Source organism: Pseudomonas sp. DC3200b2 (genome assembly GCF_049895785.1).
Lineage (GTDB): Bacteria > Pseudomonadota > Gammaproteobacteria > Pseudomonadales > Pseudomonadaceae > Aquipseudomonas > Aquipseudomonas massiliensis.
In genome coordinates, this window is record NZ_JAFCTA010000003.1 from 85,088 (window position 1) to 105,942 (window position 20,855).

A 20,855-nucleotide genomic window follows, 5' to 3' on the forward strand; every position below is an offset into this window, starting at 1 on the left:
CGCACACATCAGCGCTTGCAGGTCTGCCTCCATGTCACATATTTCCGAACGCTTGCTGGTCCAGGCCCACCTGGACGCTCGTCAGCCCGTTGCGCTCACCGCCGCCGAAGAGGCCGAATACCGCCGCGCCATTGCCGCCGAACTCAAGGCCCGGGACGCGGTGCTGGTCGCCCATTACTACTGCGATCCGGTCATTCAGGCCCTGGCGGAGGAAACCGGCGGCTGCGTGTCAGACTCCCTGGAAATGGCGCGTTTCGGGAACCAGCACAGCGCCAGCACGGTGCTGGTAGCCGGGGTGCGCTTCATGGGTGAAACCGCGAAGATCCTCAACCCGGAAAAGCGCGTGCTCATGCCTACGCTGGACGCTACCTGCTCCCTGGACCTTGGTTGCCCGGTGGAAGCCTTTTCCGCTTTCTGCGACCAGCATCCGGACCGCACCGTGGTGGTGTACGCCAATACCTCGGCGGCGGTGAAGGCTCGCGCGGATTGGGTAGTCACCTCCAGCTGCGCCGTGGAGATCGTGGAAAGCCTGATGGACAATGGGGAGAAGATCCTCTGGGCGCCGGATCGCCATCTGGGCAGCTACATCCAGAAGCATACCGGGGCGGATATGCTGCTTTGGGACGGAGCCTGCATCGTTCATGAAGAATTCAAGTCGCGTCAGCTCGAAGATCTCAAGGCAGTCTATCCGGATGCGGCCGTGCTGGTACATCCCGAGTCGCCGGAGTCCGTGATCGCCCTGGCGGACGCGGTAGGTTCCACCAGCCAGCTGATTGCGGCGGCCCAGCGGATGCCGAACCCGACCTTTATCGTGGCCACCGACCGGGGCATCTTCTACAAGATGCAGCAGCTGTGCCCGGACAAGACCTTCATCGAGGCACCTACGGCGGGCAACGGCGCGGCCTGTCGTAGTTGCGCCCATTGCCCCTGGATGGCCATGAACACCTTGCAGCGCACCCTGGAGTGCCTGCGCGAGGGCAGCAACGAGATATTCGTCGACCCGGCGCTCATACCCCAGGCGATCCGCCCACTCAAGCGGATGCTGGATTTCACTCAGGCAGCACGCCTGCGCCTGGCCGGCAACGCCTGACGAACTATCCAGCAGGTTACCAGAGCGCCTTGCGCACCAGTGCCTCGTGCAAGGCGACGTCCTGCTCGGTCCAATACACCGGTTTGCCGCCAATCATTGCTGCGACGGGAATGCCATCGCGGTAGACCAGACGGTTGGCGGCCACGGAAGGCACCCGGGTCCCGGGTAGCAGTGTCCCCACCAGGTTCAGCGGGTCCGCCCCGCAGACACTGATCAGGCTACCGTCCAGGGGCCTGCGGCGGACCTCCCGCAACAGAGGAATGGCTTCGGGCAGGGCGAACTGTTCGCCCGGCAAGCCGGCGATGAAACGCCCCCCGCGAATCTCCCCCCGGGCCTCCAGCCGGTGCAGGGCGCGCAACAGCTCGCGCCAGCTGGGCAGCCAGTCGGCCTCGCGCTCCAGCAGGCGCCAGAACACGACGCCGTAGCGGCGCAGCAGGGTGCGCGCCAGATACTCCAATTGCTCCGCGCGTTCGGGAGGCGTGCCGGGACGACGCAGCAGAGCCCAACGCCCGGCGTCCTGCATACCGCCGATAAAAGCGCCCAGGCCCCGGCGATGACTGCGTTGCTGGCGGCTCGATGCTGGCGCCACCAGGGCCCGCAGGCCAGCGAAGCTGTCGGCGTTTACCCGTCCGCTGGCTACCAGCTCGGCCAGGGCATTTTCCAGTTCGCTGCGCAGCAGGCGTGCCTCGTCCAACAGTTCATCGAAGAACAAGGCGCCATGCTCGCGCAGTGCGTCCAGGACTCTCTGCGCCCGAGGGCCAGGCTCGGCCACTGGTACCTCCTCGGCCAAGGCTTGCCACAAAGCCAGTTGCGCCCTGGGCAGCAACATGATGGGGGTGGCCTTGAGGGTTGCGCTGCTTCCCTTGCCGCTCCCGGCCCGCCTCAGCCATAGGGTTTTCCCGGAGCGACAGGCTTCATCGAGCCAGGCTCCGCTGTACCCCTTCACCCGTGCCGGCAGCAAGTCGCTCTCCCAGGCGCTCACAGGCGCGCTATACCCTTCGAACTGAGTGATCACCTGGGCCAGGGCAGCGCTGCCCTGCATTCGTGTCGGTGTCGACAGGTGCTGCCAATCGAAAAGGAAACGGGTGAAATCCTGCAAGGATACCGGTTCGATTTCACGGCGCAGGCGCTTGACCGTGTAGCGATGAATGCGCGCCAGCAAATGACGCTCGCACCACTGCATATCTTCCCTATCGGATCGGAAACGGCCTCGCATCACATAGCCCTGGCCCTCCAGTCGCGCCAGGGCCTGGTTCACACTGCTATCAGGCAGGCCGAGGGGCGCGGCGAGTTCCGCGGCAGACGAGGGGCCGAAACCGGCGAGGCGGCAGCGAAGCAGCTCCAGCCAGGCGTCTTCCTGTTCCCACGATTGCTCGAAGCCAGGCAGGTTGGCCAAGGCGGGGGCGATAGTCGCGTCGGGGTAGACCGCACCTATGCAGGCCAGCCGCTCCCGGGGAAACCACAGCGCCGTTTCTGGTCCCACGAGCACCTGGCCAGCCCGGCCACTGGCGGCCAGGCGCGCCAGCCAGTCTGGCCAGTGTTCGTTGGCATGGGCCTCGCTTGCCGTGATCACTGCCAAGGTCATCAAGGCCTCGTGCATTTCATCCTCGCCCCGAGGTCGCGGCCAGGCCTCTTCGCTCACGGCGGCGATGGCCTCAGGCGCCAGGGCGCCCATGTCGCCGACGCTGGCCGGGTCGTTCCAGCGGCGACTCAACACGGCCTGGGTACGTCGTTCTTCCAGTGGCGCATCATCCAGGAACGCGTAGGGGCGGGCATTGAGAATGGCCGCGGCCAAGGGTGATGGCGCGGGCAGGTCCCGGCTGAGCAGACGCACCTGCCCGGCTTCGATCCGCTGCAACAGGCGCAGCCAGGCTTCACTGTCCAGGGCATCGTGCAGACAGTCGTCGAGGGTTTGTCGCACCAGTGGGTGATCAGGGATGTCCCGTTCGCCCGCGAGGTTTTCCAGGCAGGCGATCTGGTCCGGAAAGACCTTGGCGATCAGATCTTCGCTTTTCATTCGCTGCAACTGGGGCGCCACCTTGCGACCACCGGCATAGCGGGGCAGGGCAAGGGCGGTTGCCGCGTTCCAGCGCCAGCGCACGCCGAACAAGGGGGCATCGAGCAACGCCTGGATCAATACGGACTCTGCCGTTTCGCTATTCAGGTAATGCCATACCTCATCCAGGGCGAAGCTATGGCTGGTGGACAAGGAAAGGACAATGGCGTCTTCGCTGGCCGCCGCCTGCAGTTCGAAGTTGAAGGTGCGGCAGAAGCGTTTGCGCAAGGCCAGCCCCCAGGCGCGGTTCAGGCGGCTGCCGAAAGGGCTGTGTATGACCAGTTGCGTACCGCCGGACGCATCGAAGAAGCGTTCCATCACCAGAGTCTCCTGGGACGGTAGCGCGCCCAGCGCCTGGCGCGTGCGGGCGAGGTATTCCAGCAGCTGCTCGGCGCTGGCGACGTCGAGCCTCATATCCGTGGTGAGCCAGGCCAGCACCGGTTCGAGCTGTCCATGACTGGCACCCAAGGCGTGGTCGATGGTGCCTTGCAGTCGTCCTACCGAGCGAGACAGCTCGTCGCTGCGCCCCGGTGTCTCACCCAACCAGAACGGGATGTTGGGCGGCATGCCCCTGGCGTCTTCCACCCGCACGCGGCCACCCTCCACGCGCAGGATGCGGTAGGCGGCATTGCCCAGCTGGAACACGTCCCCGGCCAGGCTTTCCACGGCAAAGTCCTCGTTGACACTGCCGATGTTCAGCCCTTGCGGGTCGAGGATCACGCTGTAGTCGGCGTTGTCGGCGATGGTGCCGCCGCTGGTGACGGCGGTGAGCCTGCTTCCTCGTCGACCACGCAGCGTGCCGCTGACCGTATCCCGATGCAGGTAGGCGCCGCGGATCCCTTGGCGGGTGCTGTAGCCTTGGGCAAGTGTGGCCAGCAGGTCATGGTAGTCTGCTTCAGAGAGCTGTTCATACGGCATGGCCTGACGCATAAGGGCCAATAGCCTGGCTTCATCCCACTCCTGGCAACTCACTTCGGCGATGATCTGCTGCGCCAGCACATCCAGTGGTGCTTTCGGGATCATCACTTCGTCCAGTTCGCCACGCTGGACACAATCGAGCAGTGCCACGCATTCGATCAGATCCTCCATCGACGAGGGAAATAGCCGGCCTTTGGGGGTACCCCCTACCTGATGGCCGGAACGGCCGACCCGTTGCAGGAAGGCAGCGATGGAACGTGGCGAGCCGATCTGGCAGACCAGCTCCACTTCACCGATATCGATGCCCAACTCCAGCGACGCGGTGGCCACCAGCGCACGGAGCTCGCCAGCCTTTAGCCGCTGTTCGGCGCCCAGTCGCTGTTCTCGCGCCAGGCTGCCGTGATGGGCCGCCACTTGATCGCGTCCCAGGCGGTCGCTCAGGTGCCGGGTCACGCGTTCGGCCAGCCGTCGAGTGTTGACGAAAACCAGCGTGGTCCGGTGCTCCTGGGCGAGCACTGCGAGGCGCTCGTAGACCAACTCCCATACGTCGTTGGCCATGACGGCGCCAAGGGGAACCGGCGGTACTTCCAGGGCCAGGTCGCGAGGGCGCGCATGGCCCACATCGACGATCGCGCAGGTACGCTGATGGCCCACGAGAAACCTGGCCACGCGCTCGATGGGCTTTTGCGTGGCGGATAAGCCGATGCGCCGCAGCGGCGCGCCAGTCAGCGCCTGCAAGCGTTCAAGGCTCAAGGCCAGGTGGCTGCCGCGCTTGCTGCCGGCCACGGCATGAATTTCGTCCACGATCACGGTACCGACACTGCCCAGCAATTGCCGACCACCCTCGGAGCCCAGCAATACATAGAGCGATTCGGGAGTGGTGACCAGGATATGCGGCGGGGTTCGGCGCATGGCTGCGCGTTCTTTTTGTGGCGTATCGCCTGTGCGTACCGCGGTACGCAGGCGCAATGGCGGCGAGCCCATGGCCTCCAACTGCTCGCTGATCCCGGCCAGGGGGCGTTGCAGGTTGATCTGGATGTCGTTGGACAATGCCTTCAACGGTGACACATAGACCACCTGGGTCTGCTCCGGCAGCCCTTCGGGGCCGAGCGCGCGGCGCACCAGCTCGTCCAGCACGGCCAAGAAGGCGGTAAGCGTCTTGCCCGAGCCGGTAGGCGCAGCCACCAGTACCGATTGCCCAGCCGCGATCAGTGGCCAGGCGGCCGCCTGGGCCGGCGTGGTAGCAGGGAAACTTTGCCGAAACCAGCGCTGCACAGCAGGGTGGAAGGCATCGAGAATGAGGTCTGAAGGCGGCAGGTTCATGTCACCTTTATGGCGTCCCGAGGCAAGGCTTGCAAGGGCCGCCGGGCGGGGTAGGCTTCAGCGCACCGCGCTGACGCCATCCAGGGTGGCGAAGGACGTGTCCTTGGCGGTGAGCAGGAAATCCCGCATGAAGGGTGCATCGAGCATGTCCGTACGGATGCCGGCATAGAGGGTGGCGAACAGGCCTTTCTCGCCCAGGCGCCGCGCCTTGACATAGCCACGTGAGCTGTATTCGTGCAATGCCCAATGAGGCATGCCGCAGACACCGCGGCCGCTGGCGACTAGCTGCATCATCATCACCGACAGTTCGGCGGTGCGCACGGCTGCCGGTTCAACCTCGGCCGGTTCAAGGAACCGGGTGAAGATATCCAGGCGATCGCGTTCCACCGGGTACGTGATGAGCGTCTGGTCTTCCAGGTCTTCCGGTTCGATCCAGGGCTTGCTTGCCAAGGGATGCTGGTTGGCCACGGCCAGCATGGCCTCGAACGTGAACAGCGGCACATAGGTGATGCCAGGTAGGTCCAGTGGGTCGGAAGTGACCACTAGGTCCAGATCGCCGCGGGCAAGGGCCGGCAAGGGCGCGAAGGCGAAACCGGAGGCCAGGTCCAGCTCCACTTCCGGCCAGGCGTCCCGGAACTGATCGATGGTGGGCATCAACCATTGGAAGCAGCTGTGACACTCGATCGCCATGTGCAGCCGCCCGGCCGTGCCCCCGGCTAGCCGAGCGATGTCACGCTCGGCGCCGCGCATGAGTGGCAGGGTAGCGTCGGCCAGTTGCAGCAGCCGCAAGCCAGCACTGGTGAAACGTACCGGCTTGGTCTTGCGAATGAAGAGGGCAAGGCCAAGTCGGTCCTCCAATTCCTTGAATTGATGGGAAAGGGCTGACTGCGTAAGGTGCAGCCGCTCGGCGGCTTCTACCAGGCTATCGGCTTCGCGCAGGGCGTGAAGGGTTTTGAGATGACGTATTTCAAGCACATGGCACCATGAAAAAATCTCTGTATAACGGCAATCGAGTTGAGATTGCCTCATGGTGGAGCTGAAGTCGAGACTGCTGTGCAATGGGTGCCATGCTGGACATGGCTCCCAGGATCACCCCAGCGCCGTGCTGAACAAACGTTCTGCCAAGGGGCGACTGATTTCGCCTCGCCAGATTGGCGCTTGCCCGGGGGCGGTGGCTCCAAGCCTGCGCTGGCCTGGGGTCTTCAGATGAGCAACGATGAATTCTTCGAACGCGGACTGCTCCTGCCTGTAATGGAAGTGGGCATAGGACAATGGCCTGCCGCTACGGCTGTCCAGTACCTCGTATTCCTGCAGCCAGTTGCTTCTGCTCGCTGTACCGGAGCGCTGGCGCCCGCCGAGCTTGCGAATCCGCACCTCTCCCTGCTCCGCCAGGTATTGGAGCTGCGCACTGGTTGGCCTGGTCGAGGCTTTGCAAGTGTCGATCCGGGCTTGTCGGCCTTCTGCGCGCAGTTGCGCTGCCTGCTCGCGTGACTGCCGCACTAATGCGGCATAGCGCTGACTCTGGCTACTTTGGGCCAGTTGATCGGCGCGGAATTCCAGCTCTTGGCTTTCCCCAAGGAAGAGGTCTTCGAGGTCCGCGGGAAGCATTTGCTGGCGAGCGTAACGTTGCATTCTATTGCGAAAGACGGGCAGGTGATCAAGCCGGTATTGGGTAATCCGCGCGATCTCGACCGGGGGCAGCACTGGCGGAGCCTCAGCGGCCGTTTCGGCGGGCTCATAGGTGTTATCGACGCGGCGTAGCCAGCGTTCGGTGCGGTTATTGACGTTGGATACGGTAAGTACGGATGGCTGGCCCCGCACCGGTTCGCCGACCAGTAACAAGCCGTCGCCTTCGAATACCCGCGCTTGAGGCCGGTGAGGCCTGGCCTCGGCGACGGGCCTGTGGCCAAGCCCGTCACGAAGCCTGCCCAGCTCATTGAGCAGCCGCTCGGCGTAGTCCGCGTCGAACTGCTCCGGGTAACTGGCCAAGAGACGCCGAATGACCCTGATCAGGGCTTGGCTGTTTTCCCTTAGCTGAATTTTCAAGCGCTCGCGTTGCGGAAGCGGCAGGTTGAGCCTTCCTCCGTGGTAGCTGGCCTGGGCCACCCGGTCGAAACGAACCCGAGCCAGCGTATACAGCCTACGCATATACAGCCACGAAGGATCATCCAGGTTATCGTGCGGTGCCAAGTCCAGAAGAAGCCCGATCCGGGCCAAGGTCGTCGCAGCGGTATCGAAGGCCTGGAACGAGGCCTCGTTCCCGGTATGGAGCCGCCGTCGATGCTCCGCCAGGGTGATGCGACGTTGCCACTGAGTGAGGCGATCCAGCCCATGCTGGATAAGATCATATTGCGCCAGTATCTGGGCGATGGTCTGGCGGATAGCGCGCTGCCGCTCTATCAAGTCAGGGCCTACAGGTGTCAATGGTCCCTGTTCGCGATAGCGCTGGAGTATGGTTTCCTGGATCTCTCGCCGCTGCGCCTGGGCCAGTTCGCTGAGGCGATCGCTTTCCAGGAACGCGAGCCGGATCTGCAGGTTGGTTCGGGCGGCGAGGGTAGCGGCCGCGCGGCTTTGGTCGGATCTGATTTCGCCTTGCCGCCGCCCTTGCAACAGCGGTCGATAACGTTCGAGGGTGTCGTAATAAAGGCTGACGGCTTCGATCACTCGATCGCACGCCTCGATAGCCGGGCCCGCCGGCGCCTCCGGCCCCTGAGCACGGTAGTCATTCAAGCGTTGCTCCAAAACATCGTCGTGGCTCACAAGCGTTCTAAGCCGAGAATGCGCTTCGCTGGCCAGTTGCTGCTGGCGACGATAATGGGCATCGGTCCACCAGCGCGGAAGCAATCGCCGAAGGGCGTCAGGCCACAGGGGGTCAAGCCGATCGGCCAGATAACTTTGTACAGCACCGCCACCGCGTAGCCCTCCATCCACCAGGGCGCCATAAAGGTGTCCGTGGGTTTGCCAGTTGCCGGCTTCGTCCAGGGCGACGGGCTGGCGGTAATGGCGGGTCTGGGTGGGTGACAGGCGCCAGGTGTTCAGGCTGCTATCCCATTCCACGGCATACACGTAGCTACCGCGAGTGATAAAGGTCCCTTCCGCCTCCTGGTGCACGTTACGCCAACGACCCTCCGTACCAGGCGCGCCACGCAGAATCACCGGCCGCTCATAGCCCTTGAAGGCTTCTTCGACACGCCGATGGCTCCAGGAACACAGTTCCCTAAAACGACCATAGCCCCTTGGCGCCTGGCGCAGTTGGCGCGCTCGCGCCGTGACCATCAGGCTGGAGTGACTGGCGGCCAGCGCGCCAGGACCAAAGTCCATCATGGCGTCGACCAGGGACACCAGTACCGACTCGACGGCTTCCACGCCTGCGATACTTTCCCCTTGAGCGAAAGCCTGCCCGGCGACGATGCCGGCTTCCAGCGCATCGACCATGGCCAGAACGCTACCGACGAAGGGCACGAACCCCAACGCCATGCGAATGTATCGCAGCACGTCATTGCGACTGTCTTGCGCGGCCTCGAACACCTTGTCCGCATTGGACGTGGAGCTGGCCCGGTGGTCGCGCATGCGCAGCCCCCAGTCGGCCAGGTATTGAACGTGCGTCAGGGAGAGGTGGGCGGGCCAGGGGTCCCGGGCTTCGATGAAATGGCGGAAGCCTTTTGCCAGGCCCTGTCTTATCAGGCTGTCCAGGTACTCAACGTTCCCTTCAAGCGCCCGCTCGCACAGGTAGCCACGCAGGCGATCATCGAGTAAAAGCCACTCTACCGCCTCCACGGCCGTGGCCAGATCAGGGTACTGGCTGAACCCATGGCCGTCAGGCGCGTCTGGTAGGTACAACAGCGTCGTGCCGCTGGCCCGATCTTCGATGAAGCTGACTCCCGCAAGAATGCTGCCGCTGCTGTGAGTCTTCTCATCGAACACTTTCAAGGCAGCCGGGCGTACAGTCAGGTCAAGGCCATCCGCTACCCAGGCTTGGCTATGCGTGGCCTGGCGCGCCCGGTCAGCCATGCGCACCCCTGAAGGTTCCAACCGGCCCAAGGCTTGGGCCACCACGCCATGGAGCTGCAGCGCGAGGTCATAGGGGGCCAGGAGAGTGGCCGTGTCTTGGTCCGCGTTGGCTTCGAACCGGCCTGCCCGTAGATAGGCATCGGCCATCAGCCGTTCGTAGTTACCGGCCACATCCAGATGCTCCGCCATACGGCGGACCCAGCCAGCGTCAATGCCTGTTGTCAGCAGTGCATGCTGGGGATGGTCCGAAGGGCTGATGTCGACCTTCAGGAATTGGAGCCGGTCGGCCATGGAATCGTCGACCTGTGCCAGGGCCAGGGCTTCCAGGGTAAGCCACTGACGTTCCGCGCTTGGCCGGGCGACGCGCCTGACCGGCATGCCAGGCGCGCCGCTTCCCACGACCGGTTCGCGCACCCATTGCACAGATAGGGGAAGGTCCAGGCGAACCCGACAGGGCTGGGTCAAGGCAAACTGGGTGCTCAAGTAGCCATGCACCCGGGCCGCGACATAGGCGTCCCGAACGGGAATGGCCCGGCGCAGCAAGCGCTCGCTGGCCACGAACGCTTCAGCGTACTGGACCAGCAATTGGGTCAGCCGCGCCAGCACAGGGCCCGACAGCCGAGCCATCCAGGGCCGGGCCGCCTCGCTCAAGCGCAAGCTGCGCCAGGTTTCGTCAATGCTTGCGAAAGCGAGCGCGCGTGCTGGGTTGATAGGCACACTGAGCGTGCGCAGGGCTTCAAGCGTGAGGCGTTCACGTGCCTCTGGGCTATCCATGGAGCTATCGCTAGCCGCCTCGGTCAGTGTCACCAGCGCCAGGTCCATCAGGTCTATCAGGCGGGGCCAGCGGGCTTCTTGTGAGCTCACCGAGAAGGGCGACTGCGCGCCTAGTAGGTCCGCCAGTAAACGCTCGAGGGCTGGCATTGAAGGATGGGATGTCCACCCCCCGTCCTCGCCAAAGCGATACAGCAGGAAAGCAGGAGACGGGGCATCGGGAAGTTCAGGCAGGGTACTGAGCGCGAACGCGCCGGGCCAGGTTGCCTGTTCGTCCGGGCCCCGCAGAACGAAGCTCCACAACCGATAGGCCTGGCGCGGCTCGGCGTCGCTCAGCAGTGCCTGCGCGCACTCGTTGATGGTTTCGAAGGCCTCCTGGGGCAAGCTGCCGAGCGCCTGTTGTACCCGGGCCTCAGCGACCAGGCCATTGAGGCAGGCCTGGCGGTAAGGAAGGTAAAGGTGTCCGATGGATCGCGGCAGCGTGAGCATCGCTGTCGCAATCAGTTCACGGCTTCGCTCATGCCAGTCCTGAAGCGTTCGCATCGCTTGGCCAAGCGCTACCCATGGCTGAGCCTGACCCTGCAGGGCATCGGTCAGGTGTCGCTCCATGGCGGCCTGGTAGTGCTGCACGTTGATCCATTGAAGCGCGTCCGGGGGGGCAGGGTATGGGGTTTCGGAATCGCCGAGGAAGCGGGGGAATGACAGCGAGGCGTCGAGCGTGTTGGCGTTAGGCATCCGGATGCCCTCCTGAGTGAAGGAGAGCTCATTCAAGCCGACAGGCGAAGCACGGCGTCGCTATTTAACGCTGCCGGCCAAGCGTTACCCCGGCTGGCCTGTAAGCCGGTATTTCCTGACTTTATCGAAGAGCGTGGTCTTGGCCAGGCCCAGTTCCTGGCTGGCCTGGCTCAGGTTGCCCCCGGTGCGGGCCAGTGCCTCCAGCAACAGGCCACGCTCGAAGACTTCCACCGCCTCGTTGAAGGTCGGGCGGGCATGCTCGACACTTGAATCACCGAAGGGGGTCAGCCCCAGGGCGAATCGCTCCGCGACATTGCGCAGCTCACGCACATTGCCCGGCCAGGGGTGGCTCAGTAATCGCGCACGCGTGGTGGAGTCCAGCGCAGGCAGAGGGCGGTCGAATCGCGCGGACGCAATGGCAAGGAAATGCTCGAACAGGTCGAGGATGTCGTCGCGCCGATCCCGCAGGGGCGGAACCAGCAGTGTAACCACGTTCAGGCGATAGAAAAAATCGCTACGCATTCCCGCCGGCGGCGTCTCCACGGCCCCGAGTGACTTGGTCGCGGCGATGACGCGTATGTCCACAGGCAAAGGCGAATTGGACCCTAGCCGCTCCAGGGTGCGCTCCTGCAGTACACGCAGCATCTTGACCTGCATGGGCTCGGGCAGGCTTTGCACTTCATCGAGAAAAAGCGTTCCGCCCTGGGCGTACTCTATCTTGCCAATACGCTGAGCATCCGCGCCGCTGAAGGCATGGGCTTCATGGCCGAAGATTTCATAGTGAAACTCGCTGTCGGGCAAGGCGCCGCAATTGAGTGCAACGAAAGGCTGAGGCTGGCGTCGGCTAAAGTCATGAAGGCAACGGGCAACCAGTTCCTTGCCGGTGCCCGTTTCGCCAATGATGAGCACATTGGCCGGCGTGTCCGCCACGTTGCGCAATGTGTCGCGCAACACTTGCATGGCCCGGGATTGGCCCAGCAGACGCTCTTCCAACAGGCCGCGCCCTGCCAGTTGGCGTCTCAGCGCCTGCACTTCCATGGTCAGCGATCGCTGCGTCAGGGCCCGACGCACGACGTCAACCAGCCGCTCCGGCGAGAAGGGCTTTTCCATGAAGTCATAAGCACCCTGGCGCATCGCGCTCACCGCCAAGGCAATGTCACCATGCCCTGTGATGAGAATCACCGGCAGCGCCGGGTCAAGGGTCCGCAGATGGCTCAGCAGGGCGAGCCCGTCCATGCCGGGAAGGCGGATATCACTGATCACGACGCCTGGAAAGCCCGCTTCGACGCGCGCCAGTGCCGCTTCCGCGCTGGCTACGCCTTCGCTGTGAATATCTTCCAGCGCCAGGGCTTGCTGGCAACCTAGCAGAACGTGTGGATCGTCTTCGATCACCAGCACAGGCAAGGATGACATCATGGGGAGGTGCTCCTGTTGCTGACGGCACTCAGTGGCAAGATAAGTAGAAAACTGGTTCCGCTGCCCGCCTGTTCATCAAGGCTCAGCTGACCCTTGGCCGCGGCTGCCAGTTGCGCGGAAAGGGTCAGGCCGAGCCCAAGTCCATGCCCGCCTGGTTTGGTGGTGAAAAAAGGCTCGAACAGACGCTGCCGCCCCTGAGCGTCGATACCCGTGCCGTTGTCGGACACACGAAGCCGATAGTCGTCGTCGATTACCTGACCCCTCACTTCGATCACAGGCTGCGCGATACTCTCGACGGCATCGAGGGCGTTACTCAGCAGATTCACCAGGATCTGCTCCAGGCGGGTCTGCTCGATCTCCACGCAGCCTGGCGAGACCTGGCAATCCAGCCTGATCGGCCGGGCTTCGAATCGCTGTTGCAACACGCCGCGAGCAGCGCCGAGCGCGCTGGCAACCTCTGCCTCACCGCCGCGATCGCCGCCCCGCGCGAAGGCGCGTAGGCTCGAAATGATACGGCCCATGCGGTCCACCAGATCATTGATGGTACGCAGGTTGGTGTCAGCCACCTCGAGGTGGCCTCTTTCCAGGAAGCGTATCGTATTGCCTGAAAGGGTGCGCAGCGCAGCCAGGGGCTGATTCAACTCATGGGCGATGCTGGTGGACATTTGTCCAATGGACGCCAGCTTTTCGGCGCGAACCAGTTCATCCTGGGCCTTGCGCAGCGTTTGCTCGGCTTGGCGCCGCTCGCGGATCTGGCTTTTCAATCGCTCATTGCTGTTGCGAAGTTCCTCGGTACGGTCAGCGATGCGCTTCTCGAGCAGGCCATTGGCCGCTTCCAGGGCTTCACGCGCCGCCAGGCGGGTAGCGACCACTTTGCGCCGCTCATTGCGGGCGATAAGCAGGATAACCAGCAATGCGAACCCGAAGGCAACCAGCACCCCATGCACGATGGATTCTCTGCGCTGGTCCTTGAGCGGGGTGAGCAGTGTCAGATGCCAGGGCGTATCTGTCACCGCGAGGCTCTGAGCGAGGTAACGAGCGGGGCGCCGATCGCCGTAGCCATCATCCCGGCCAAGGATAAGACGTTCCGCCCCAGGCCCGATGGATTCACGCTGCGAAAATTGCAGCTCATCCAGGGGAAAGCCGTAGTACTGAAGGCTGCGAGCAAGGCGCGCACGGCTCTCTTCATCCAGGGGTTCAAGGGATTTGAGGCGGCGAGTCGCATCGCTGGAAAGAATGATGATGCCGTTCTCGTCCGAGACAAAGGCCTCCAGCCGTGCCTTCTGCCAACGAGCTTCCAGAGCGTCCAGGCGGACCTTGACCACCGCGACTCCGACTATCCTGCCTTCGGCTCGCAAACCGTGGGCCAGGAAGTAGCCGGCTTCGCCGGTGGTAGTGCCCAGGCCATAGAAGCGCCCCGGCCGCCCTTGCAGGGCATCCCTGAAGTAGGGCCTGAAGGCCAGGTCTTCGCCAATGAAGCTGTCAGGGTCTCGCCAATTGCTGCTGGCAAGCACATGGCCGCTTGCGTCCATCAGGAAAATGGCGCGGCTGCCGCTGCGCTGGCGCAAGCCTTCGAGGTACTGGTTCACCGCAGCGATGGACGCATCGCTCGCCCCGGACAGCAGCGTCTGGACGCTGTGTTCCAGTTCCAGCACGCTTGGCAGGTAGGTGTATTTGTCCAGCTCGCTTTCTACCGCCCGGGTATGCAGTTCAAGCTGGCGAGCGCCTGCGTCGGCTTGTGCTTTCAAGCCCAGGTGCTCGCTCAATGTGTAGCCAACCAGGCCCAGGGCAAGTGTTACACACAGTAGTAGAGCCGCCAGCAACCATTGACGCAGGGAGGGAGTGTTCACGGCGGGGCGGGACGGTTAGAAGCGCTAGGGGGCGCCATTTCAACACAGCGCCCGCGCTCGCGCCAGCCGTCGCCATCGAGCCCTGGATGTGCCCCTCAGGCCGCCTGTACCTTGCCCTTTTGTACGGTCTGACTTGGCAGGTAAGCCTCCAGCGCGCGCTGGCCCTCGCTGTCCAGGAACAGGCCCAGCTTGGTTCGGCGCCAGAGGACATCTTCGGCCGAGGTCGCCCATTCGTTGTCGCGCAGGTAATCGACTTCCCGCGCATAGAGGCCCGCGCCAAAGTGCTGGCCAAGGTCTGCCACCTGTTGGCAACCTTCCAGCAGGCGCCATGCGCGGCTGCCATAGGTGACTGACCAACGCGTGGCCACCTCGGCTGGAAGCCAGGTAGCCCTGGCGACAAGCGCTTCGGCCAGCGCCTTGGGCGTGGTCATGTCCTCGCCGCCAGGCAACGGCTGTTTCGCCGTCCAGCTCGGCCCCATCGCGGGGAAGAAAGGCGCCAGTTGGCCCATGGCTGATTCCGCCAGCTTGCGGTAGGTGGTCAGTTTGCCTCCGAACACCGACAGCAAGGGGGCGTTGCCCGGTTCCTGGCTCAACGCCAGGGTGTAGTCCCGGGTGATGGCTGAGGGGTTGTCCGATTCGTCGTTGCACAGCGGGCGCACACCAGAGTAGGTACGTAGTACATCCGCGCGGGTCAGTTGATGCTTGAAATGATCATTGACCACCTTGAGGATGTAATCCGTCTCTTGCTCAGTGATCGCCACCTTCGAGGGGTCACCGGTATATTCCCGGTCCGTCGTTCCGATGATGGTGAACCGGTCAAGATAGGGAATGGCGAAGACGATGCGCTGGTCCGTGTTCTGCAGGATATAGGCGTGCTCGCCATCGTACAGGCGCGGCACGATCAAATGGCTGCCCTGAATCAGGCGAATGCCATAGGGTGACTGCAGCTTGAGGTCTTCACGGATGAACCTTGCCACCCACGGCCCCGCCGCGTTGACCAAGGCTTTTGCACGGATGCTGTATGGCTGGCCCTCGGCGTTCTCCAGGCTCAGCGTCCACACGCCCTCGGTACGCTCGGCGTGAACGCAACGGGTACGAGTGCGGATCTGAGCGCCATGTTCTCGGGCTGCCATGGCATTGAGCGCGACCAGCCGAGCATCGTCCACCCAGCAGTCGGAATATTCGAAACCGCGCTTGAGCTCGGCCTTGAGCGGGTTGCGCGGGCCGAAGCGCAGGCTGCGCGAGGCAGGGAGCTTCTCGCGCTTGCCCAGGTGGTCATACAGGAACAGCCCGGCGCGAATCATCCAGGCCGGACGCAGGTGCGGCTGGTGGGGCAATACGAAGCGCATGGGCTTGACGATATGAGGCGCCTTGGCAAGCAATACCTCGCGCTCGGCCAGGGCTTCGCGAACCAGGCGAAACTCGTAATGCTCAAGGTAACGCAGGCCGCCGTGGATCAGCTTGCTGCTGGCTGAAGACGTGTGACTGGCCAGGTCATCCTTTTCGCAAAGGAACACCGATAGCCCACGCCCGGCGGCATCGGCCGCGATCCCCACGCCATTGATGCCGCCACCGATGACTGCGATGTCATAGAGGGTATCGGGCGACTCTGGGATAGCGGGCATGTTGGCCTCCAATCGAACTCGAAAATGATTTCGAACATAGAATGTTCATTTCCGAAAATGGTAGCTCAACATTCCTAGGCGCGCCAGCGGACTTCGATTGAATTTCTTCATCGAATGAACCAAAAAGAACAATTATGAAAATGCGCGGAACCTTTCAGCGTTCATAGGGCCACTTCAGACCACTTCAAGGCGTACCTTGTGCTGATTCAGTTGTTGAATCAGCATCGGATCCGGCCCACGGTCGGTAACCAGGCAATCGATCAGCGCGATCGAACCCAGGCGGACCATGGCATTGCGGCCGAACTTGCTGGAATCGGCGGCCAGTATCACCTGTCGCGCATTGGCGATGATGGCTTGGGAAACGCGCACTTCCTGATAGTCGAAATCGAGCAGGCTGCCGTCTTCCTCGTCGATACCGCTGATGCCCACCAGGGCATAGTCCACCTTGAACTGGTTGATGAAGTCCACACAGGCTTGCCCGACCACGCCGCCGTCCCGGCGCACGTTGCCGCCTGCCAGAAGCACTTCGAAATCTTCCTTGCCGCTCAGGATAGAGGCCACGTGCAGGTTGTTGGTGATGATCTTCAGCTGGTTGTGGCCCAGCAGCGCACGAGCGATGGATTCGGTAGTGGTGCCGATATTGATGAACAGCGAGGCGTGGTCAGGAATCTGCGCGGCGATGGCTTCGGCGATGCGCTGTTTCTCGTCGCGCATCTGGTCGGCGCGCATGGCGTACGCAGTGTTTTCAATGCTCGAGTCATAGGCGGCCCCGCCATGATAACGGCGTAGCAGGCCGCCTTCGGCAAGCTGATTGATGTCGCGGCGAATGGTCTGTGGCGTGACCACGAACAGCTGTGCCATTTCCTCGATACTGACGTAGCCTCGTTCACGCACCAGGTCGAGGATCTGCTGCTGACGGGGGGGCAGGTTCATTGGGCGTCCTTTGATGCTTTTATCAAGTTTTTCCCATGATGCCGCACCGATGCCGAGATTTGCTAGGTTCGAAGGGAAAAGCCGGACGCCATCGGCTGGTCTAGCGCGCCGAGGCGCCCAGGCCGAGCATGCTCGGCCGAGGCACCGGGGCACGGCGATTTACTGCGACCAGCCTCGGGTGCGCTCCACTGCCTTCTGCCATCCGGCGTAGGCCGCCCGGCGCTGCGCTTCATCGACCTGGGGTGTGAACTGCCGCTCGATTACCGCCTTGTCGCGCAGTTCGTCCAGGCTGCTCCAGAAACCGCTGGCAAGGCCGGCCAGGTAGGCGGCGCCCAGGGCGGTGGTTTCACGCATCTGCGGGCGCTCCACGGGGGTGCCGAGGATGTCTGCCTGGAATTGCATGAGGAAGTTGTTGGCCACCGCCCCGCCATCCACTCGCAGGGTGCACAGGCGCTCGCCGGCATCCTGTTGCATGGCATCGAGTACGTCGCGGGTCTGGTAGGCGATCGATTCCAGCGCCGCGCGGATGATATGGTCCACCTTGACGCCGCGGGTCAGTCCGAACAGGGCGCCACGGGCGTAAGGGTCCCAGTAGGGCGCGCCAAGGCCGGTGAAGGCCGGCACCAGGTAGACGCCGTTGCTGTCCTTCACCTTGTTGGCGAAGTACTCGGTATCCAGGGCATCATTGACCACCTTGAGCTCGTCCCGCAGCCATTGCACGGTGGAGCCGCCATTGAACACCGCGCCTTCCAGCGCATAGGCGACTTCGCCGCGCGGCCCGCAGGCCAGCGTGGTCAGCAACCCGTGGCTGGAGGCCACGGCTTTGTCACCAGTGTTCATGAGCAGGAAGCAGCCGGTGCCGTAGGTGTTCTTGGCCTGGCCGGGAGCTACGCACATCTGGCCGAACAGGGCAGCCTGCTGGTCGCCGGCGATACCGGCGATGTCGATCCCGCTCTTGGTCTGGCCGTAGACCTCGGAGGAAGGGCGCACCTGGGGCAGCATCTGCTCGGGAATATCGAGCACTTCCAGCATGCGCTTGTCCCACTGCAGGGTGTGGATGTTGAACAACAGGGTGCGCGAGGCGTTGGTGTAGTCGGTGACATGCACCTTGCCGCCGGTGAATTTCCAGATCAGCCAGCTATCCACCGTTCCGAACAACAGCTCACCGCGGCGGGCGCGTTCACGGCTCCCTTCGACGTGGTCGAGAATCCACTTCACCTTGGTGCCGGAGAAATAGGGGTCGATGACCAGGCCCGTGGTTTCCCGAATGTAGTCCTCGAAGCCGTCGCGCTTGAGTTGTTCGCAGATTTCCGTACTGCGCCGACATTGCCAGACTACCGCGTTGTGGATCGGACGGCCGGAAGTCTTGTCCCAGACCACCACGGTTTCCCGTTGGTTGGTAATGCCGATGGCGGCCACCTGGGCATGGCTCAGGCCAGCCTGGGCCAAGGCCTCGACCATGGTTGCGCTCTGGGTCGCGAAGATCTCCATGGGGTCATGCTCGACCCAGCCCGGTTGTGGGTAGTGCTGGGCGAACTCGCGCTGCGCGGAACAGACCACGTTGGCGTCCCGGTCGAAAATGATCGCGCGGGAGCTGGTGGTGCCTTGGTCAAGGGCGATGATGTAGTTTTTGTCGGTCATGGCGGCTGCCTTGAAGGTAGTGGTGGGGCAATGTCACGGACGTTCAGGACGCGCGCGCATCGGCCTCTTTATCGGGTGCTGCGTTTGAAGCCTGGGTATCCGCCAGAGGCAAGTGCCGGGCCAGCAGCAGGCGGTAGCTCGCCGCGCCGAAGCAGGCGCCCAGGATAGGCGCGGCGATGGGGATAAGGAAATACGGTAGCTCACGCCCGCCGGTGAAGGCGACCTCGCCCCAGCCTGCGACGAAGGTCATCAGCTTGGGGCCGAAATCGCGCGCGGGGTTCATGGCGAATCCGGTGAGCGGGCCCATGGCGCTACCGATCACCGCGATCAGCAAGCCGATGAGCAATGGCGCCAGCGGGCCGCGAGGCAAGCCGTTGTTGTCATCAGTCAGCGCCATGATCACTGCCATGAGAATGGCGGTGATGACCGCTTCCACCAGAAAGGCCTGGCCATCGCTCAAGGCGGCGTTCGGATAGGTGGAGAAGACACTGGCAAGCTCCAGGCTGGCCTCGCTGCCACGAACCATCTGATGGAGCTGTTCGTATCCGAAAAACAGCGATGAATAGAGCGTGTAGACCAAGGCCGCGCCACAACAGGCGCCCGCCACCTGGGCAACGATATAGAAGGGCAGCTTGCGCCGCTCGAAACCGGCGAACAGCCACAACGCGATGCTGACAGCCGGATTCAGGTGCGCGCCGGAAATGCCTGCCGTGAGGTAGATGGCCATGCTGACCCCTACGCCCCAGATGATGCTGATTTCCCATAAGCCGAAGCTGGCGCCCGCGACCTTGAGGGCGGCGACGCAGCCTGTGCCGAAGAAGATGAAGAGGGCAGTCCCCAGGAACTCGGCCATGCACTGGCCGGACAACGTGGGTTTGCTCAAACCGTTTGACATCCTGTACCTCGTTTTTTGTTGTTGTGCAGCGTGCCACCCTGCCACCGCTCAAGGCCCATGCAGCAGGGCGATTACGGACGCAATAGACGAATTTTTCGGGGAAAGGTTCGCCGGTGTATTCGCAAACGAAAAAATATAACCGCCAAACGCTGATGTAAAGATCGATTTCGAACGTTTTATTTCATAAGTACGCCAGCTTGACCCTTTTTTGTCCTGTTCGGGTTGTCTGGGCTCTTTACCCGTGGCACATAGGCTGTAGTCCTGTTCTCAAGGAGGCTGCATAGCCGCCATGACGCCCGCTATCGATCTTCTGAAGAAACACCGTGCTCGCTTCCAGGTGCATGCCTACGAGCACGATCCAAAGGCGCCTTCCTATGGGTTGGAGGCTGCCGAGAAGCTGAGCCTGCCAGCGGAGCGGGTATTCAAGACCCTGCTTGCGGCAACGGATAAACAGGAACTGCTGGTTGCCGTGGTACCGGTCACTGGAAGCCTGGACCTCAAGGCCTTGGCCCAGGCAGCAGGGGCTAAGCGATGCGAGATGGCAGACCCTGCAGCCGCGCAGCGAGCCACGGGTTATCTGCTTGGCGGCATCAGCCCCCTGGGGCAGAAACGGCGTCTGCGCACCTTTATTGAAGAGTGTGCGCTGGGTTTTGAAACCATTTATGTAAGCGGCGGCCGACGCGGCCTCGAGGTGGAATTGTCCGCCAGAGCCCTGGCGGAGCTGGTCCAAGGGAGCTTTGCCGGGTTGGCCAAGGTCTGATGGGCAAAGGGGACCATCGGATGCACGAAAGAGGGCCGGCCATGCAACTGGATTACCACCAGGTCGATGCGTTTTCAGATCGCCCTTTCGGCGGCAACCCCACCATCGTTTATCGGCTCGAACGCTGGCTGCCCGATGATCTGCTCCAGCAGATCGCTACCGAACATAACCTTTCGCAGACGGTATTCATCGTCAAGGAAGGATCACGCTGGCGGATCCGCTGGTTCGCGCCCCGAGCGGAGGTGCCGCTCTGCGGGCACGGCACCTTGGCGGCCGCTCATGTACTGCAGCAGGTCTTTGCCGAGACCGCCGATACCTTAGAGTTCACCAGTCGTAGCGGCCTGTTGACCGTCATGCGCGACCGAGAGCGCTTGTGGCTGAACCTGCCAGCCCAATACCCCGATGAGGAAGGGGTAAGCCTGGAGATCCAGCGCGCGCTCAATGTCGACGTCATCGACGTGCTTGGGGCCAACGAGTTGTTCGTGGTGGTGGCGTCCGAGCAAGCGCTGCGGCAGTGTCAGCCAGACCCGCTGGCACTCGGGCGCTTGCTGTGGAGCGGGGTGGTGGTTACCGCGCGAGGCGAGCGCCACGATTTCGTTTCGCGGTTCTTCGCCCCTGGCCTGGGCATACCCGAAGATGGCGTGACGGCTTCGACCCATGCCAGCCTCGTACCCTATTGGGCGAGGCGCCTGGGCAAGACCAGCCTGAGCGCCTATCAATGTTCGGCCCGCGGCGGTGAACTGGCCTGTCGCCTGGTAGGGGACAGTGTACAGGTGGGTGGGCACATGACGCTGGTGGCTTCCGGGCGCCTGCTGGTCGGCCTGTAACGCC

12 protein-coding genes are annotated in these 20,855 nt (G+C 63.1%); 3 read left to right on the forward strand and 9 right to left on the reverse strand.

Going from position 1 to position 20,855, the window contains the following annotated elements; all coding sequences use genetic code 11:
* Positions 1-31: 31 nt before the first annotated feature.
* Complete coding sequence (gene nadA, locus ACP691_RS09800) at positions 32-1,090, forward strand: quinolinate synthase NadA (RefSeq protein WP_426149292.1); 1,059 nt, start codon at positions 32-34, stop codon at positions 1,088-1,090.
* A 16-nt stretch (positions 1,091-1,106) separates the two neighbouring features.
* Here the strand turns inward: nadA and ACP691_RS09805 are convergent, their stop codons facing one another.
* The 9 genes from ACP691_RS09805 to ACP691_RS09845 form a co-directional block, all read right to left on the reverse strand.
* Complete coding sequence (locus tag ACP691_RS09805; protein ID WP_426149293.1) at positions 1,107-5,387, reverse strand: DEAD/DEAH box helicase; 4,281 nt, start codon at positions 5,385-5,387, stop codon at positions 1,107-1,109.
* Between the two features lie 57 nt (positions 5,388-5,444).
* Positions 5,445-6,362, reverse strand: a complete 918-nt coding sequence (metR, locus tag ACP691_RS09810) for a transcriptional regulator MetR (protein ID WP_426149294.1) — start codon at positions 6,360-6,362, stop codon at positions 5,445-5,447.
* Positions 6,363-6,476: 114 nt separating this feature from the next.
* The gene (locus ACP691_RS09815; RefSeq protein WP_426149295.1) at positions 6,477-10,904 is read right to left on the reverse strand and encodes a hypothetical protein; all 4,428 of its coding nucleotides are present in this window, start codon (positions 10,902-10,904) and stop codon (positions 6,477-6,479) included.
* A gap of 84 nt (positions 10,905-10,988) precedes the next feature.
* Positions 10,989-12,320 carry a sigma-54-dependent transcriptional regulator gene (locus tag ACP691_RS09820; RefSeq protein WP_426149296.1) on the reverse strand — a complete coding sequence of 444 codons (1,332 nt, stop codon included), beginning with the start codon at positions 12,318-12,320 and terminating at the stop codon, positions 10,989-10,991.
* On the reverse strand, positions 12,317-14,170 hold the full coding sequence (locus ACP691_RS09825) for a sensor histidine kinase (RefSeq protein ID WP_426149297.1): 1,854 nt from the start codon (positions 14,168-14,170) through the stop codon (positions 12,317-12,319). Before ACP691_RS09825 ends, ACP691_RS09820 begins: the two co-directional genes overlap by 4 nt.
* A 95-nt stretch (positions 14,171-14,265) precedes the next feature.
* Complete coding sequence (glpD, locus tag ACP691_RS09830; protein ID WP_426149298.1) at positions 14,266-15,795, reverse strand: glycerol-3-phosphate dehydrogenase; 1,530 nt, start codon at positions 15,793-15,795, stop codon at positions 14,266-14,268.
* A 174-nt stretch (positions 15,796-15,969) separates the two neighbouring features.
* Entirely contained in the window at positions 15,970-16,728 is a 759-nt protein-coding gene (locus tag ACP691_RS09835; protein ID WP_040261039.1) for a DeoR family transcriptional regulator, read from the reverse strand.
* A gap of 159 nt (positions 16,729-16,887) precedes the next feature.
* Positions 16,888-18,369 (reverse strand): glycerol kinase GlpK, encoded by a 1,482-nt coding sequence (gene glpK, locus ACP691_RS09840; protein ID WP_426149299.1) that lies wholly within the window; start codon positions 18,367-18,369, stop codon positions 16,888-16,890.
* 43 nt (positions 18,370-18,412) lie between these two features.
* Positions 18,413-19,264, reverse strand: a complete 852-nt coding sequence (locus tag ACP691_RS09845; protein ID WP_426149300.1) for an MIP/aquaporin family protein — start codon at positions 19,262-19,264, stop codon at positions 18,413-18,415.
* Between the two features lie 289 nt (positions 19,265-19,553).
* On the opposite strand from ACP691_RS09845, the gene ybaK reads away from it, so the two are divergent.
* Positions 19,554-20,024, forward strand: coding sequence for a Cys-tRNA(Pro) deacylase (gene ybaK / locus ACP691_RS09850; RefSeq protein ID WP_426149301.1), 471 nt, complete (start codon positions 19,554-19,556; stop codon positions 20,022-20,024).
* Positions 20,025-20,065: 41 nt separating this feature from the next.
* A complete protein-coding gene (locus ACP691_RS09855) occupies positions 20,066-20,851 on the forward strand; it encodes a PhzF family phenazine biosynthesis protein (RefSeq protein ID WP_426149302.1) in 786 nt (261 codons plus the stop codon).
* The last annotated feature ends 4 nt before the right edge of the window (positions 20,852-20,855 follow it).

Coding starts and splice junctions, on each gene's coding strand:
- ACP691_RS09835 (WP_040261039.1), bottom strand. CDS start 16,728: ATGAACCTGCCCCCCCGTCAGCAGCAGATCCTCGACCTGGTGCGTGAA.
- ybaK (WP_426149301.1), top strand. CDS start 19,554: ATGACGCCCGCTATCGATCTTCTGAAGAAACACCGTGCTCGCTTCCAG.
- ACP691_RS09805 (WP_426149293.1), bottom strand. CDS start 5,387: ATGAACCTGCCGCCTTCAGACCTCATTCTCGATGCCTTCCACCCTGCT.
- glpK (WP_426149299.1), bottom strand. CDS start 18,369: ATGACCGACAAAAACTACATCATCGCCCTTGACCAAGGCACCACCAGC.
- ACP691_RS09815 (WP_426149295.1), bottom strand. CDS start 10,904: ATGCCTAACGCCAACACGCTCGACGCCTCGCTGTCATTCCCCCGCTTC.
- ACP691_RS09845 (WP_426149300.1), bottom strand. CDS start 19,264: ATGTCAAACGGTTTGAGCAAACCCACGTTGTCCGGCCAGTGCATGGCC.
- nadA (WP_426149292.1), top strand. CDS start 32: ATGTCACATATTTCCGAACGCTTGCTGGTCCAGGCCCACCTGGACGCT.
- glpD (WP_426149298.1), bottom strand. CDS start 15,795: ATGCCCGCTATCCCAGAGTCGCCCGATACCCTCTATGACATCGCAGTC.
- ACP691_RS09855 (WP_426149302.1), top strand. CDS start 20,066: ATGCAACTGGATTACCACCAGGTCGATGCGTTTTCAGATCGCCCTTTC.
- ACP691_RS09820 (WP_426149296.1), bottom strand. CDS start 12,320: ATGATGTCATCCTTGCCTGTGCTGGTGATCGAAGACGATCCACACGTT.